The sequence below is a fragment of the Chryseobacterium sp. CS3K3.1 genome (genome assembly GCF_059515165.1).
Genome location: NZ_JCAKRV010000009.1, coordinates 163645 through 181043 on the forward strand (window position 1 = coordinate 163645; position 17399 = coordinate 181043).

Sequence of the window (17399 nt, forward strand, 5' to 3'; positions counted from 1 at the left end):
AATATCATGAAGAAACTTTACATTTTCGCAATTTCGTTGATTTCAATATCATCTTTTGCACAGCAGACCATTTCTTTCGAAGCCAGCGAAGGATATACAGCAGGAAACATTAATGGACAGCAGGGTTGGGTTACGACCAACGACGGAGGAGTGCCGCCGGTGTATATTACAAGCCAATTGGTATCATCTGAAATAGCAAGCCAGGGATCAAATAGTTTTAAAATCACTCCGGATCCAGCGTATGGGCCGCAACAGAACCCGGTAATGGGTGGATTCTATACCTTTGCGACACCCCTGACATATAACAGCTTTACGCAATCATTTGATGTAAGACTTACCCAGAAAAGTACATCAAGTTCAGATTTTGTGTTTAGAACAGTAAGTACAACAGGGGCAGGAGGGATCGTTACTTATATTGATTTTTCTTATGATGGAAGCATTCTGATTGCAACAGCGGGTTCAAATAATTTAGTCAATACCAACCAGACCTGGAATGCCAATACTTGGTACAGGGTAAAAATAGTTTCTACGGCTACGGGAATCCAATATTTCCTGAATGATGCTCTGATCTATACAGGACAGCCATTCAGCAACAATAATATTAACAGAATGGATTTTGTACATGATAACTATGGAGGTTCGGCCTATATCGATAATATCAAAATCAATAATGAAGCAGCGTTATCTACGAAAGATGCCGTTAAAAATGATGTGAAACTGTCCATCTATCCAAACCCGGCTACTGATGTGATAAAAATTACAACGCCTAACAAAATCAAACATGTTGAAGTATATGATATGTCAGGAAAAAGAGTGGATGTAACACTCAATGGTGATCAGGTAAACGTTAGAAATCTATCTGCCGGAGCTTATTTATTGAATGTGGAAACAGAAGGAAGAAACTTTACAGAGAAGTTCATCAAAAAATAATTACTGATAAATCTTAGTATCTGCAAAACGCTCCAATTGGAGCGTTTTTGTTATTTTAGAGAATTAAAAATTTTAATCATATGTCAGATCATAAAACAGCTTATATAACAGGCGGAACCAAAGGAATAGGTTTCGGGATTGCGAAAATTTTAATTGAAAACGGCATTTCTGTAGCATTTTCAGGAAGAAAAAGAGAAGATGTGATGAAGGCGGAAGAAGAACTTAAGCAATATTCAGAAAATGTTTTGGGAATTGTTTCTGATGTAAGAAGTCTCGAAAGCGAACAGGAAGCTGTAAAATATACCGTTGAAAAGTTCGGAAGGCTGGATTATGTTATTGCTAATGCAGGATTAGGGATTTTTAAGCCCGTAGATGAACTTACCGCAGCAGAATGGAATGATATGATAGATACCAATCTTACAGGGGTTTTCTATACTTTAAAAGCCTCTGTAGAAGAGTTGAAAAAGACAGAAGGCTACTATATTACCATTTCCAGTCTTGCAGGTGCCAATTTCTTTGAAAACGGAACTGGATACAATGCTTCCAAATTCGGAGTGGTAGGCTTCACTCAGGCTGCCATGATCGATTTAAGAAAATACAATATTAAGTCTACTGTAATTATGCCTGGATCAGTAGCCACTCATTTTAATGGAAATATTCCGTCTGAAAAGGATAATTGGAAGATTCAGCCCGAAGATATGGGGAATCTTGTGCTGGATATTTTAAAGATGAACCCAAGGGTTTTGCCGAGTAAAATAGAGTTTAGGGCAACAAAACCAGCGAAGTAACTACATCTAATGTATTGAATAATAATTTACTAAGTATTATGCATGCATAATATATTTTTTATTTATATTAGCAAAAATTAATTCAAACAAAATCTCTGCATAAACTGTCACAATTTTATGCATCAAAAGGGAAAAAATAAAATAGACACATGAAACCTTAAGGTTACATATGACCAATAAAAAAATTAAGAACAACATATGAAAATATTAGTTTGTATTAGTAGTGTTCCGGATACTACTTCCAAAATTAACTTTACAGCAGACAAATCTGCTTTCGACAAAAACGGAATTCAGTGGGTAATCAATCCTCTAGACGAATTTGCGTTGACAAAAGCGGTTAAACTTCAGGAATCTCAGGGAGCAACAGTAACGGTAATCAACGTAGGTGATGCTGCTACAGAGCCTGTAATCAGAAAAGCTTTGGCAATTGGAGCTAACGATGCGGTAAGAGTAAATCTTGACCCGAAAGACAGCTATTCTACAGCAAAAGAAATTGCAGCTGTGGCTCAGAACGGAGGATATGATCTTATCCTTTGTGGAAAAGAATCCATCGATTATAACGGAGGTTCTGTTCCGGGAATGGTAGCTCAGCTATTAAACCAGCCTTTCGTAAACGCTTCTGTAGGACTAGACGTGAACGGAAGTGAAGCTACAGCAGTAAGAGAAATTGAAGGAGGAAAAGAAACTATTTCAGTAAAATTACCGGCAGTTATTGCAGGTCAGAAAGGATTGGTAGATGAAAAAGATCTTATCATCCCGAATATGAGAGGAATTATGTCTGCAAGAACAAAACCTTTGCAGGTAGTAGAGCCTTCTTCTTCAGAAGTAAAAGTTCAGGGAGTATCTTATGACAGCGTTCCGCCAAGAGCCGCAGTGAAAATGGTTTCTCCTGATAATCTGGATGAGTTGGTAAGATTACTTCACGAAGAAGCTAAAGTAATCTAATCTTTAAATTTTTCAATCTTTAAATCTTAAATGTAAAACAATGGCAGTATTCGTATACGCAGAAAATATAAACGGAGTTTACAAAAAAGCAGCTTTCGAAGCAGTTTCTTATGCTAAAGCTATCGCTGATAAGGCGGGAGATACCGTTACGGCAATCTCTGTAAACCCAACTGATTCTTCAGATTTATTATACAAATATGGAGCATCAAACGTTATCAATATCAAAGACGAAGGTCTTAAAAATTTCTCAGCAAAAGCATTTGCACAGGCTGTAAGTGAAGTAGCAGATGGAAATATTATCGTTTTCCCTCACACTACTGACGCTTCTTCCGTAGCTCCTATGCTTGCTGTGATGAAGAACTATTCTTTAATTACCAATGCATTGGAAGCTCCAGAAAGCCTTTCTCCTTTCCAGGTAAAAAGAAGAGCATTCTCAGGAAAAGGTTTCATGCACGCAAAAGCAGAAGGAAGCGGAGTAATCGTTACTGTTTCTCAAAACGCTTTCGGTGTTAAAGAAAATGCAGTGTCAGGTTCAGAAGAAGTGAAAAACTTATCTGTTGCCAATGAAGATACTAAGGTGATTTCTCACGAGCAGAGTTCAGGTAAATTAGACCTTAAAGAAGCTGAAATTGTTGTTTCTGCAGGTAGAGGTATGAAAGGACCTGAAAACTGGGGAATGATTGAAGATCTGGCAAACGTTTTAGGAGCAGCTACAGCTTGTTCTAAACCGGTTTCTGATATCGGATGGAGACCTCACACGGAACACGTAGGACAAACAGGTAAAGCAATTTCTCCGAATCTTTATGTTGCAGTAGGAATTTCAGGAGCGATTCAGCACCTTGCGGGAGTTAACTCTTCAAAAACTATCGTAGTAATCAACAGTGATCCTGAAGCACCGTTCTTCAAGTCTGCTGACTACGGAGTAGTAGGAGATGCTTTCCAGATTATTCCTGCACTAACAGAGAAAATTAAAGCAATTAAAGGATAAGAAAGTGAATTGTGAATAGTCAATTCGCTTTGCTCGTCAATTTTTTAATGAAATAATTCACTTGCGAAGCAAAATTCACTATTGACGTTTGACAATCATCAACAATACAGATAAAAGCTCGGCTTTCCGGGCTTTTATTTTTGCGTAAAAAAGTGAAAACACAACAAAAAATTAATCTATATTTGTAGCTATGGATTATAAGCAGCTAATTATTCGCGGAATATCGTACAGCCAGACCCAGTCGGGGGCGTACGCATTGTTACTGGAGCATGAAGAAACACACATAAAATTACCTGTTGTTATAGGAAATTTCGAAGCTCAGTCTATCTCTCTCGGATTGGAGAAAGATATTCATCCACCGCGTCCTCTTACTCATGATTTATTTACAAAATTTATAGTTTCTGCCAATTATGAGCTGATTTCTGTCATTATCTATCAGATTGTAGACGGAGTTTTCTTCTCCAATATCAACTTTAAAAATAAAGTAACCGACGAAGAACTGATCCTTGATGCCAGAACTTCCGATGCCGTTGCAATGGCCGTAAGATTTGATGCGCCTATATTTACAACACAGCAGGTTTTAAATGAAGCCGGAATTTTACTGGAACTGGAAGATGTTTCAAAAGAAGATCAATCTTTCTCAGAAACTGTACAGACAGAAGATAACTTAAAATCTCTTTCAATGGAAGAACTTCAGAAATTATTGGATGAAGCCGTTAAAGAAGAAGACTATGATACCGCCCTTGAAATCCAGGAAGAAATCAAGAGGAGGAAAAAGAAAATTGACTAAAGAGATACTTTTTTTATAAACTATGAATTTAAAATTACGACTGACCATCCTCAGTTTTCTCCAGTTTTTTGTTTGGGGAGCCTGGCTGATTACGATGGCTAACTTCTGGTTTGGTACAAAGCATTGGGACGGGACTCAGTTTGGAGCTGTGTTCGGAACAATGGGAATAGCTTCCATCTTTATGCCAACCATTACTGGAATTATCGCTGACCGCTGGGTAAATGCGGAGCGCATATTTTCAGTATTACACATTCTTTATGGGGTTATTCTTTTTATACTGCCTCATTCTGCAGATCCGAATTCCTTCTTTTCGGTAATGCTCGTGGCCATGTGTTTCTACATGCCTACCATCGCATTGGCCAATTCAATTTCTTATACAATCCTGAAAAATAACAATCTGGATGTGGTGAAAGACTTCCCGCCGATTCGTGTATGGGGAACTATTGGTTTTATTGTTGCCATGTGGATCACCAACCTTAGTGGAAATAAAGCAACAGAAGGTCAGTTTTATATCGGAGGTGTTGTAGCAATTTTCTTAGGAATTTATGCCCTTACACTTCCAAAATGCCCACCACAAAAACTGATTGATAAAAACTCACCATTATCCGAGCAATTAGGCTTGAATGCATTTAAGCTTTTTGGAAACTATAAAATGGCATTATTCTTTATGTTTTCAATGCTTTTGGGAGCTGCGCTTCAGCTTACCAATGCCTATGGTGACGTATTCTTAAGTGAATTTGCTAATTTCCCTAAATATGCAGACTCATTCGTGGTACAGAGATCTACCATCATTATGTCAATTTCCCAGGTTTCAGAAACCCTGTTTATTTTGGCAATTCCTTTCTTCCTGAAGAAATTCGGAATTAAAAAAGTAATGCTGATGTCTATGCTGGCCTGGGTATTAAGGTTCGGTTTCTTTGCGTATGGGGTGCCGGACGGATTTGGACTTTCGTTAATCATCCTTTCGTGTATTGTATACGGAATGGCTTTCGATTTCTTTAATATCTCAGGATCGCTTTTCGTAGAAACAACTACTGACAAAAAGATACGTTCTTCAGCTCAGGGATTATTCATGATGATGACGAACGGTTTTGGAGCAGTTTTCGGAAGTTATGCCGCAGGATGGGCTATTGACAAGTTCTTTACCCATAAGTTTTCTACAGCTTCAGATCTGTCTGCTTATCTGCAAACGACACCTGATAATCCTACTTTCCTGAACATTTTAAAGAACAGCTTCAATGCAGCTGTGAATACAGATGGAACTCTTTCTTCTATAGTAATGGTGAAAGACTGGCAGCAGATATGGCTTTCTTTCGCAATCTACGCATTAATACTGGCGATTTTCTTTGCGGTATTGTTCAAGCATAAACATAACCCGGAAGATGTATCCTCAGTGAAACATTAATTGAAACTTATTTTTATTAAAATATTAAATTGCATTTTTGAAAAAAGATGCAATTTTTTTATATTCCAATATCCTTTTATCAAATAAAGCTTTGCAGAAGAAAATTATGGACTTCAGATGGATATAGAACAGTAAATGTTAATTTTTAATTTGATAATAAATTGTATTTTTCTTTATATAATAATTAAAAATATTGAATCATTTTTATGACTAACAAGTGTTCGGGTGCAGAATTTCTATTTTTAAATCACCCTATTTAAAACTGTGTTTTTTTTTGTATTTTGGCACTTTAGTAAATATGAAAAATATTCAGTTATTAGGATTACTGTTAGTAATTGTAGGTAGTTTTCTACCCTTGGTACATGTACCTGTAATAGGGAACTGGAACTATTGGAAGCTTGATCATTATCTGGCTATCGCATGCTGGATTTTCTCCGCATGTGCCGTTTTTGGGATCGTAAACAATAGTGCAAAAATTGTAAGGTTCTTTGGTATTCTCCTTATTCTTCTATTCGGATTTACCTTAGTTGCTGTGAAAATGCAGTCGCTGCAATACTTTAGCTTTTTACCATTCAAATCCTGGCAGGAAACTTTTGCAGGGATCGTTAAGCTGAAATGGGGTTGGGCTGTAGAGTTTTTAGGTGCTTTTCTGATGGTTTTTGCAGGAGGAAATAAAAAAGTAAATAACAGAACACAAATATAATATGAACTTTTTAAAAATATTTTCAGCAGGAATTTTGTTGACGACCGCTGTACAGGTGCATGCTCAGACAACAGAACAGAAAAAACCGGATAATCCGCCTAAGTGTACTAACATAAAAGAAGGAAAATTTCTAAGACCCAATTATCCGGAATCAATATGGCATATGACCATTAAAGACAATGTTCAAACCGAATATTTCAATAATGGAAAAGATTATATCAAATCGACATTGGTTTTTGTGGATGACTGCAATTATAAAGCAATCGTGATAGAGAAATCCGATAAAAATGATCCTGCACAGATAGGAGACGTCTTCAATAATAAAATAGTCGCTACTCAGGATAATCTTCTGAAAGTGAATACCAAAATTGAAGGGACTCAATTTGACGTGGTATATATAAAAGTGAAATAAATTCTAACTATAAAACGGGATTTTTATTCCGTTTCAGCTAAATAAAAATTATATACATGAAAGAAGTATTCATTGTTTCCGCGGTAAGAACACCTATGGGGAGTTTTATGGGAAGCTTATCAACAGTTCCGGCTACAAAACTGGGAGCAACTGCCGTAAAAGGAGCATTAGATAAAATTGGTTTAGATCCTAATATTGTTCAGGAAATCTATATGGGGAATGTTCTTCAGGCTGGAGAAGGCCAGGCGCCGGCTCGTCAGGTTGCTATAGGAGCAGGTCTTTCAATCAATACACCTTCTACTACAGTTAATAAAGTTTGTGCTTCAGGAATGAAGGCTGTAACAATGGCAGCGCAGGCGATCAAAGCTGGTGATGCTGATGTAATTGTTGCCGGAGGTATGGAAAACATGTCTTTAGTTCCTCATTATTACAATGCAAGAGTGGCTACAAAGTTAGGCGATATCAAGATGCTTGACGGAATGGTACTTGACGGACTTACAGACGTGTACAATAAAGTACATATGGGAGTATGTGCAGAAAAATGTGCTACAGACTATAATATTACAAGAGAAGATCAGGATAACTTCGCTATCGAATCTTACAAAAGATCAGCAAAAGCCTGGAGCGAAGGTAAATTCAGCGAAGAAATTGTACCGGTTTCTATCCCTCAGAGAAAAGGAGAGCCTGTGATTTTTGCTGAAGATGAAGAATACAAAGCAGTCAACTTTGACAGAATTTCAACACTTCCTACCGTATTCAAAAAAGAAGAAGGAACAGTAACAGCAGCAAACGCATCTACTCTGAACGATGGTGCTTCTGCATTAATCCTTGTTTCCAAAGAAAAAATGGAAGAACTTGGATTGAAGCCTCTGGCAAAAATCGTTTCTTATGCTGATGCAGCACAGGAGCCTGAAAACTTTACAACAGCTCCGGCAAAAGCGTTACCTATCGCGCTTAAAAAAGCAGGATTAGAAGTTTCCGATATCGATTTCTTCGAATTCAACGAAGCTTTCTCAGTGGTAGGACTGGCAAACAACAAGATTTTAGGACTGGATGCTGCTAAAGTAAACGTAAACGGAGGAGCGGTAGCATTAGGGCATCCACTGGGAAGTTCAGGTTCAAGAATCATCGTTACATTGATCAATGTATTGAAGCAAAATAATGCGAAATACGGAGCTGCTGCTATCTGTAATGGTGGTGGTGGTGCTTCTGCTATTGTAATTGAAAACTTATAATTGATAAGTACATAACCGCATTTTGTGGTTTAAAATATAAAAATCGGGGTTCAAAAACCCCGATTTTTTAGTTACAGGGTCTGAAAATTACCATTTCAGCCAGATAATTTATCGACATAGATATAGCAGGCCGTATACCTTCAACAGATATGATTTAACCTCTGATGGTATAAAATAGGATTAAAACTTTGCTGAATTATTTCAATACTTTAAAATTATTATTTTCAAAATAATATTAAAAACTGTAGAATATTCCGTAGTTTTTCTATTTTTGTGCTACTAATATATATTTGAAATGTCTGAAACTGAGAATCGACAGCCTAAAAACATAAAGAATAATCCGAAAATTATGAAAGCCTGGGCTGTATATGACTGGGCAAATTCTGTTTATTCCCTGGTGATTACCTCTACCATTTTCCCCATTTACTACTCAATTCTTACTACTGCTTACGAGAAAAAGGAATATGTAGCGGAAACAAAAACATGGATTGATGTTCCGGTAAGGCATATGATCAGAATTTTCGGTGAGGAATATCAGCCGGATGCCGTGTATGGATATTCTCTCACGATATCATTCTTTATCGTAGTATTGTTATCTCCGTTTTTGTCTTCTCTGGCCGATACCATCGGAAACAAAAAATCTTTCCTGCAGTTTTTCTGCTATCTTGGTGCCACATCTTGTATGGGATTGGCTATGTTTACGGGAATGCATAACGTATTTTTAGGACTTTTATTCAGTATTACAGCCAGTGTAGGTTTCTGGGGAAGTTTAGTCTTTTACAACTCTTTCCTTCCGGATATTGCCACACCGGACAGACAGGACGCTCTTTCTGCAAGAGGATATGTTTACGGATACATCGGTTCCGTAGTTTTGGTCGTAATCTGTTTGGTACTGATTCAGGTTTTTGCGAAAGGAGCCGCGCAGCAGTTACTGTTTACGAGAATCAGTTTCCTTTTAACAGGAGCATGGTGGTTCGGGTTTTCTCAATATACCTTCAAGCACCTTCCTCAGTTTGGGGATGTGAAAGATAAACTGCCTAAAGATTTAGTACTGCTGAACTATAAGAATATCTTCAAAAAACATGAAGAACAGGGAGGATTCTTTGAAGTATTTAAAGATAACCTGAGCTTCTATAAAGATATTGCAAAAGAAAGTTTCCACGAACTGTTTAAAGTAGGAGGAGAGCTTTTCAAAGATAGAAATCTGAAATTCTTCCTGTCGAGCTTCTTCTTTTACAGTGTAGGAATGCAGACGATTTTCCTTATGGCAACATTATTTGGAAAAAGTGAAATTAACCTTGCTCAGGATAAGCTGATCGGAACTCTTTTGGTGATTCAGATTGAAGCGATCATTGGAGCCGTTATTTTCTCAAGATTATCTAAGAGAATCGGTAACAAAAATGTTATTTCAATTGCGATCATCCTATGGATTGTAGCTTGTCTTTGGGCTTATTTCCTGAACAAAGAAAACCCAACAGTAGAATACCAGTTTTATGGAGTTGCTGCAGTAGTAGGGTTGGTAATGGGTGGTCTTCAGGCTATGTCGAGATCCACCTATTCAAAACTACTTCCTGAGAACTCAATGGAGAATACAACCTATTTCAGCTTCTATGATGTGTTGGAAAAAATAGCTATTATCATTGGAACATTTATCTTTGCAACATTGATCGAGCATTTCAATAATATGCGTATTGCAGCATTGTCCATGACTATATTCTTCGCCGCAGGATTGATTTTAATCAGATTCCTGAAGGTTAAAATGAGAAAAGACAGAGAAACATTATAAAATTGAAAGACGTTATTTTTAACGTCTTTTTTATTGCACTGAAATAATAATTTCCATTATTGTTTTGATTATTGTCTATTATTTACAAATTTTTGTATTTAAACATTTTACATTGCTATAATTGAGAGAATATTCTTATTTTTATAAAAAAAACTAATAATGCGAAAACTCTTACTATTAGGCTCATTACTATTGGGCATTTTTTGTATTGGGCAAAATTTAAAACCTTTAGCCCGTAAAATCCATGAATACGAAAAATTAAACTACCGGGCACCTAAGTATGATTTATTTGATGTGAAAGATGACGGTGACATGTCAGATTTGAGGAAAACAGCTGCCGATGCAACAGTATTCAGGCTGAATATGCCTAAGCTGATGAGATTACTCGCGGAAAGCCCTGAACTTCTCGAAGTGTCTTTTCCTTTTGAGGATGATAAAGAAATAATAGTTCAACTTTATAAACAATCAATTTTTGCAGAAGGATTTAATGTCAAAACCAAAAAGGATGAACTGGTCTCTTACAAACCTGGGATCTATTATCGGGGTATTGTGAAAGGGGACGATAATTCCCTCGCAGCCTTTAGTTTTTTTGATAATGATGTGGTAGGAATTATTTCCACACCTGCTCTGGGGAATGTGGTTGTTGGAAAGCTTAAAGACTCAGAAACTTTTGTAAGCTATTCAGACTCTAAACTGGCCATACAAAACAGTTTTGTTTGCAAAGCAGATGAATTGATGAAAAACAAGTTGCAAAAATCTCCTCAACCTTCTCAGTTAACCCAAAAGACAGTAACTGACAATTGCGTCAGGACCTATTATGAGGTAGGATATAAACCCTATGAAAATAACGGTTTCAATATGACAGCTACTGTTAATTGGATGACGGCTATGCATAATAACGTTGAAACATTGTATTTTAATGATGATATCAGGATATCTTTAAGTGAAATTTATGTATGGACAACACAGGATCCTTATATAGCAGGGCATGATGCGAATTTAGCCATGTTTAGTAATAATAGAATTTTGTTTAATGGAGATATTGCAAGCTTAGTAACTTCTCCTTCAAGTACAGGGGTAGCCTATATTAATTCACTTTGTTCGGATTTGAAATATTGCTATTCTCCTGTTCGCCCAAACTATGAGCAGTTTCCACTGTATTCCTGGAATATCTTTATAATTGCACATGAAATGGGACATGGTTTAGGATCTCCACATACGCACGCCTGTGCATGGAATGGAAATAATACTGCTATTGATGGATGTGGAGTTTTGGCCGGATCTCAGGGAAGTACATGCCCCGGACCACTGCCGGGAAATGCAGGAGGAACAATAATGAGCTATTGTCACCTGGTTTCTGGGGTTGGAATCAATTTTAGTAATGGTTTTGGAACGCAGCCTGCCGAACTAATACGAAATATCATTAATTCTAAATCTTGTCTTGGGATGAACTGTACTTCTTCATGTGAGATTACCGTACTGGATGTTAGTGTTTCTGGTGTAACTCAAAATTCTGCAGATATTTTTATTCTAGATGGAAGTATGTCGTCCTGGAGATATAAACTTTGCAAAATTGATGGAACAGTTGTACAGTCAGGAACTACTAATTCTAATAGCTTTGTTTTAAATAATTTGACTCCAAATACTTACTACAATATATTCATTGGAAGTGAATGCTCTGGACCTCTGGCATTTCAGAAGCATAGAACATTTTTAACGGATGGAGATTGGTGTTCAGGTGTACGCTTTACAGACTCTGGAGGTCTTTCAGGAGGATATACCAATAATGAAAAATTAACCAAAACTTTTTACCCACTTTCCAACTCAAAATTGACATTGTATTTCAATGAATTTAATTTGGAAAATTTTAAAGACTATATGTATGTATATAATGGACCTTCAGCAGGGGCTCCATTATTTCCAAACGGTAATAATTTGACAGGAACACTACTTCCTGGACCGTTTGTCTCCACAGATCCTACCGGAGCTATTACTGTCGAGTTTTTCTCCAATGAAGCTGGCACAGCAAACGGATGGAATGCAGGGTTTCTATGTAAATTTTTAGGAGTTGAAGATATAGATGTGAAGGATAATATAGTCTCCATATATCCAAATCCTGCAAAAACAACAATCATTATTTCATCAAAAGAAAATTTAAAATCTTATAAAATCTTTGATGAAGCAGGGAGATTGGTTACATCAACTTCTTCCCTGAAAGGTAATAAAACCGAGATTAATTTATCTTCTATTAAAACAGGAAATTATGTAATCAGTATTGAAACTGAAAAGCAAACTGTGAATAAGAAATTGATCAAGCAGTAATTTTAAATAAAAGCCTGAAAATATCAGGCTTTTTCCTATTTTTAATAAATAGAGAACTGAAGAAAGTAAAATAGAAGACAATTCGGCCTGAGTTTTGCTTATATTCAGCGGAATAATTTTAACTTTGCAAAAAGATTTATTGTCAATATGACCAATCCTTTATTTTATGCAAAAATAATCCTGTTTGGAGAATACGGAATGATTGAAGATTCCCAGGGGCTTGTTGTACCTTACAGCTTCTATAAAGGGACTTTGAAATTCTCAGATTTGAGTTCTGATTTCGAACTTAATTCCAACAGACATTTGCAGAAATATTCTGAATTTCTTACAGCACTTGATCTTTCCGACGACTTTAAGCTGGATATCGAGAGCTTTAAAAATGATATTTCAAACGGACTTTTCTTTGATTCCAATATTCCTCAGGGATATGGAGTGGGAAGTTCCGGGGCTTTGGTAGCTGCTATTTTTGAAAAATATTCAGTCAGCAAACTAAATCCTGAAAACATTTCAAAAGATAATCTTAAAAAATTAAAAGCTGTTTTCGGTGAAATGGAAAGTTATTTCCATGGAAAAAGTTCAGGAATGGATCCACTGATCTGTTATATGAATCTGCCAATCCTTATCGAAAATAAAGAAAATTTAGACAGGGTAAATATTCCCGAAGGCGAAGAAGGAAAAGGAGCTATTTTCCTGATCGATTCCGGAATGACTGGTGAAACAGGTCCTATGATCCAGATTTTCTTCGAAAAAATGAAAACAGAAGGTTTCCGTAAAACCCTGAAAGAAGAGTTCATCCGTTATAACAACGCATGTATCGAATCTTTCCTTAAAAAAGACATGAATCCATTCTTCAGAAATCTTAAAAAGCTTTCTCACTGGGCTTATGAACATTTCCGTCCTATGATCCCTGAAAGTATTTTTAACATCTGGAAAAAAGGTCTGGATTCTAACGCTTATTATCTGAAACTGTGCGGTAGCGGTGGAGGCGGCTATATCTTAGGATTTACCAAAGACTATGCAAAAGCAGAAAAAATGCTTGACGGCTTCCAAAAAGAAGTGATTTACAGATTTTAAACAGATTGGAATGAATTCTGAAAAAGAACCTTTCCAATCTAAAAATTATCTCTCAAAATCTCTATTCTACAGATTTTCACAATTCGTGGGCTTTCTTCTCGGAGCACGGTTTTTTGTAGCGGCTCTGCTGACGTTTGCTCTCTATGTTTCTACTTTTTTCCTGTTCAATCAGGATGAATCCTTCAGAAAATTTGTCTTTGATTTTAAAGTTCACGGTATTATTTTTTGTACCGTCCTTACAATTCTGGCAGGTGGTATTATCAACCAGTTTTACGATCTGGAGAAAGATCATGTAGTAAAGCCTTTCAGAACAAGGGTTCAGAGCTTCATCAAACAGAAATATTTTCTCTATGCCTACCTGGCACTAAGTGCAATTTCTCTGGGGGTAGCCTGGATAATTTCTCATAATGTATTTGTTTTTTTCCTGGTCTATCAGTTCTTTATGTGGTTTTACAGCCATAAACTGAGCAGAATACTGATCCTGAACAATCTTACTTTTGTCAGTCTGACGCTATATCCGTTCTTTGGAATGATGGTGTATTACGAAACCTTTTCCAAAAAGGTTTTCCTGATGGCTGTTTTTCTATTCCTTATCCTGTTATGTATTGATATTGTGAAAGATACTCTTACCAGAAGTGTGGATAAAGCTTTCGGATATACTACCATTCCCAATTATTTTAAAAGCAGAAATACAAAAATTATTCTGACTTCTTTATTGATCATTACCATGGCAGTTTCAATGAATATTATTACGAAAACCAGCACTACCGGATTCATGGCTTATTATTTTGCCGGCGGGCTTTTTGTCATGATTGTATGCATATATCTTCTTTTAAATGCTTCCAGAAGAAGTAACTTTCTTACATTGAACGTGTTACGATTCTGGGTTTTTGTGGGAATCATCGCCATGCTTTTAAATGGAATAGAGCATAAATTGTAAAAAAAATCTTTAAATAAACTGAGGTTATTATTACCTTTGCATAACTAAATTTAATAAATAGGAATGCCCATTTTTAATGATACTAAAATTGCATTTGCAGACAAGTCTGATGCACAACTGAGAAAGGCTTACTGGATGTTTAAAATGATTGAACAGCCCGCTCTTACAAGCCTTGGAACATCTGTTCTGAATTTCACAGTACACAATAATTTCCCTTTCGTTACCGGAATTGTAAAAAATACCTTATTTGAGCAGTTCTGTGGTGGTGAAACCCGTGAAGAAAGCATGAAAGTTGTAAAGCAACTGTTCAAAAGAGGAGTTGGGAGTATTTTTGATTATTCCATCGAAGGGAAAGAAGATGAAGAAACTTTTGATGCGGTTTGCAAAGAAATCAAGGACATTGTACGATTCTCAGTAGGAAATCCGGCAATTCCTTTTATTGTATTTAAACCTACCGCATTCGGAAGAATTGATCTTTATGAAGCTGTTGGAAAAGGCGCTGAGCTTACTACCAGCCAGAAAGAAGAATGGGAAAGAGTGGTAAAAAGATTTGATGAAGTATGCAGTCTTTGTCACGAACATGATAAAAAAGTAATGGTAGATGCTGAAGAAACCTGGATGCAGGATGCAGCAGACCATCTTTGTGAAGAAATGATGGAGAAATATAACCAGCAGAAACCTATCGTTTGGAATACCATCCAGATGTACAGAACCGGAAGACTGGAGTATATGGAGGCACATCTTCAGAGAGCAAGAGAGAAAAATTACTTCATCGGTTACAAAATCGTTCGTGGTGCTTACATGGAAAAAGAAAGAGCCAGAGCCGCAGAAAAAGGGTACGCAGATCCTATTCAGCCAACCAAAGAGGCTTCAGATAAGAACTATAATGCAGGAATTGATTTTGTGATGGATCACCTGGATAAGGTTTCAGCATTCTTTGGTACCCATAATGAAATCTCCTCAGAGTTGATTATGGATAAAATGAAGGCAAAATCTCTGGAAAACGGCAATCCGCACGTCTATTTCGGACAGCTTTACGGGATGAGTGATAATATCACCTTCTATTTGTCTGATAAAGGCTACAATGTGGCTAAATATCTTCCATACGGACCTGTAAAGGATGTCGTGCCTTATTTGACGAGAAGAGCCCAAGAAAACACCTCTGTAGCCGGACAAACCGGAAGAGAGCTTGGACTGATCAAAAAAGAATTGGAAAGAAGAAAGAAATAATAATATTGTCCACAATATATATTGGGCCTGCAGTTTTGCAGGTCTTTTTTATTGGAATTAAAAGATGGAAATGAAAAGTAAATTAATGATAATGAATGTAATGATAAGATGTGTTGGTTATAGTGTAAAATAATTCAGTTTTTATTGCTGATTTGATTTAAAATAGTTATATTTGATAAAGCTATAAAAAAACATAAAACAATATCTTCATTTACTAATACACTTCTGTCCTATGACAGTAACTATCCAATACACTAATCACTCTTATTAAAACTAAATTATAAAAATATAGTAGGGGATCAGACGATCATAAAAGGTAAAAACTCTGTCACTGGTATCCGTGAAAATTTTTTAAAAATAAAATAAAGCAATAGCTTTAGTTTTCTTCTTCAAATATTTTTTTAACCTGATCATTTCCTTGATCAGGTTTTTTAAGGCTCAAAACTTTCAAATTTTCCGTTTTCATAGAACAGAACAATACGTTTTATCTTACTTTGTTGATTACCAAATAGTTGTCCCAAAATATGATCACCCGAATTTTCTAATCGCTGAGAATCCGATATTTTTTCCGGAGCTTTATCATGGGCCGGTATAAACGATTCTCCAGGACTTGATATTGAAGGTTCTGCTTCCGTTTCATCACTTCCGAATTCATCATCATCATTCATCATAGTAAAAAGATCGGGTAGTGGAGTTGTCTTTATTTTTTCCTCTTCGGTATGCTCTTCGTTAATTTCTGATTCCGGCAGTTGAGATTTCAGCATCTCACCTTCACCAGTAACCAGCCAGTCCCAAAGAAGTTCCGGGAAACGGGATTTTATTTTTATGATAAATTCAAGAGACGGTTTGTTTCTTCCTGATGTGATATGTGAAATGGATGAACGCTGTACATCAATCTCATCTGCAAACTCAGAAGGAGTAAGACGAGAATACTCTATAATTTTGGAAATTCTTTCATTTAAACTCATAAAAATAAGCCTTTAATTATTTTACAAATGTAACATATATAATTTACAAATGCAAAATACAAATGTAAATAATTTGAAATTCCTTTTGTATACATTTGTAACAAGGTTTTAATTGTTTTAAAATCAAATCATTATATGTAAATTACAATTGTATTTACTTATCAGATGAATCTACCATTACCGCTGTAGACAGATAGTTTCGATCTGGTAAAAGACTACGATTCTTTAAAAAAACTGGTTTAAAAATGTAAATTAAGCCCATCGATGGAGCTATTTTATCCATTAAATAGCTTTAAAAACAGAATATACATTATTAAACCACTTAAATCGTTTCCGGAAATAAGATTATCGATAAATACCTTATAAAACACATATAAAGCAATTTTAATAGAGTTTACAGTAGTAAATTACTGATGTAAATACACTATTTTGGCCCATATTTGGCCAAATTGAGGGGAAAATACTGTTCCTGTTAAGCAACTCATTTTATCAAAGATTAAAACTCCTGATAAAAAGTATTATTTGAATAATTTTCAGACATCCATTTGATTTTTCTGTGATTTTACATATGTATACACTACTAAACAACTTGGTTTTCCACAATTTTTATGTTTAGTAAAATAACTCTCAAATAGCAAAAATGCTCTATTTTTACACTTAAAGTACAGTTATAAATACAGTTGAATTAAACTTTATAAAGTGCTGAATTTTAATATTTTAAATATTTGTTATTGAATTATTCGCAATCCACAATTTTATCCACAGACAAATTGTCCTTCAGTGCTGTTTAATAATGTTACAAGTGTCAACTTACTTTTATAACGCTCAATTTGAATAATTTAAACTTTGTAAACAGTTTTCAAAGCGAATGTCAAATGTAAAT

At 35.8% G+C, this 17399-nt stretch carries 15 protein-coding genes; 14 read left to right on the top strand and 1 reads right to left on the bottom strand.

Going from position 1 to position 17399, the window contains the following annotated elements; all coding sequences use genetic code 11:
* Positions 1-6: 6 nt before the first annotated feature.
* The 14 genes from AC5YGI_RS10850 (at position 7) to AC5YGI_RS10915 (ending at position 15548) form a co-directional block, all read left to right on the top strand.
* Entirely contained in the window at positions 7-930 is a 924-nt protein-coding gene (locus AC5YGI_RS10850) for a T9SS type A sorting domain-containing protein (protein WP_330746552.1), read from the top strand.
* 80 nt (positions 931-1010) lie between these two features.
* Positions 1011-1718: an SDR family oxidoreductase gene (locus AC5YGI_RS10855; protein WP_330746551.1), complete on the top strand. Its 708-nt coding sequence runs from the start codon at positions 1011-1013 to the stop codon at positions 1716-1718.
* A 198-nt stretch (positions 1719-1916) separates the two neighbouring features.
* A complete protein-coding gene (locus tag AC5YGI_RS10860) occupies positions 1917-2663 on the top strand; it encodes an electron transfer flavoprotein subunit beta/FixA family protein (protein ID WP_047429867.1) in 747 nt (248 codons plus the stop codon).
* A 40-nt stretch (positions 2664-2703) separates the two neighbouring features.
* The gene (locus tag AC5YGI_RS10865; protein WP_227942253.1) at positions 2704-3651 is read left to right on the top strand and encodes an electron transfer flavoprotein subunit alpha/FixB family protein; all 948 of its coding nucleotides are present in this window, start codon (positions 2704-2706) and stop codon (positions 3649-3651) included.
* A 190-nt stretch (positions 3652-3841) separates the two neighbouring features.
* Positions 3842-4441, top strand: coding sequence for a bifunctional nuclease family protein (locus AC5YGI_RS10870; protein WP_330746550.1), 600 nt, complete (start codon positions 3842-3844; stop codon positions 4439-4441).
* Between the two features lie 22 nt (positions 4442-4463).
* Positions 4464-5846 (top strand): nucleoside permease, encoded by a 1383-nt coding sequence (locus AC5YGI_RS10875; protein WP_137904919.1) that lies wholly within the window; start codon positions 4464-4466, stop codon positions 5844-5846.
* Between the two features lie 298 nt (positions 5847-6144).
* Positions 6145-6549: a hypothetical protein gene (locus AC5YGI_RS10880; RefSeq protein WP_110010253.1), complete on the top strand. Its 405-nt coding sequence runs from the start codon at positions 6145-6147 to the stop codon at positions 6547-6549.
* Between the two features lies 1 nt (position 6550).
* Positions 6551-6961, top strand: coding sequence for a hypothetical protein (locus tag AC5YGI_RS10885; protein WP_330746549.1), 411 nt, complete (start codon positions 6551-6553; stop codon positions 6959-6961).
* Between the two features lie 56 nt (positions 6962-7017).
* The gene (locus AC5YGI_RS10890) at positions 7018-8196 is read left to right on the top strand and encodes an acetyl-CoA C-acyltransferase (RefSeq protein ID WP_227942249.1); all 1179 of its coding nucleotides are present in this window, start codon (positions 7018-7020) and stop codon (positions 8194-8196) included.
* Positions 8197-8491: 295 nt separating this feature from the next.
* Positions 8492-9982 (top strand): MFS transporter, encoded by a 1491-nt coding sequence (locus AC5YGI_RS10895; RefSeq protein WP_330746548.1) that lies wholly within the window; start codon positions 8492-8494, stop codon positions 9980-9982.
* Positions 9983-10141: 159 nt separating this feature from the next.
* Complete coding sequence (locus AC5YGI_RS10900; RefSeq protein ID WP_330746547.1) at positions 10142-12304, top strand: T9SS type A sorting domain-containing protein; 2163 nt, start codon at positions 10142-10144, stop codon at positions 12302-12304.
* 147 nt (positions 12305-12451) lie between these two features.
* Entirely contained in the window at positions 12452-13378 is a 927-nt protein-coding gene (locus AC5YGI_RS10905; protein WP_227942248.1) for a mevalonate kinase family protein, read from the top strand.
* Positions 13379-13388: 10 nt separating this feature from the next.
* Entirely contained in the window at positions 13389-14318 is a 930-nt protein-coding gene (locus tag AC5YGI_RS10910; protein WP_330746546.1) for a UbiA family prenyltransferase, read from the top strand.
* Between the two features lie 63 nt (positions 14319-14381).
* Entirely contained in the window at positions 14382-15548 is a 1167-nt protein-coding gene (locus tag AC5YGI_RS10915) for a proline dehydrogenase family protein (RefSeq protein ID WP_330746545.1), read from the top strand.
* Positions 15549-15979: 431 nt separating this feature from the next.
* Here the strand turns inward: AC5YGI_RS10915 and AC5YGI_RS10920 are convergent, their stop codons facing one another.
* Positions 15980-16516 (bottom strand): helix-turn-helix transcriptional regulator, encoded by a 537-nt coding sequence (locus AC5YGI_RS10920; RefSeq protein ID WP_330746544.1) that lies wholly within the window; start codon positions 16514-16516, stop codon positions 15980-15982.
* Positions 16517-17399 lie beyond the last annotated feature (883 nt).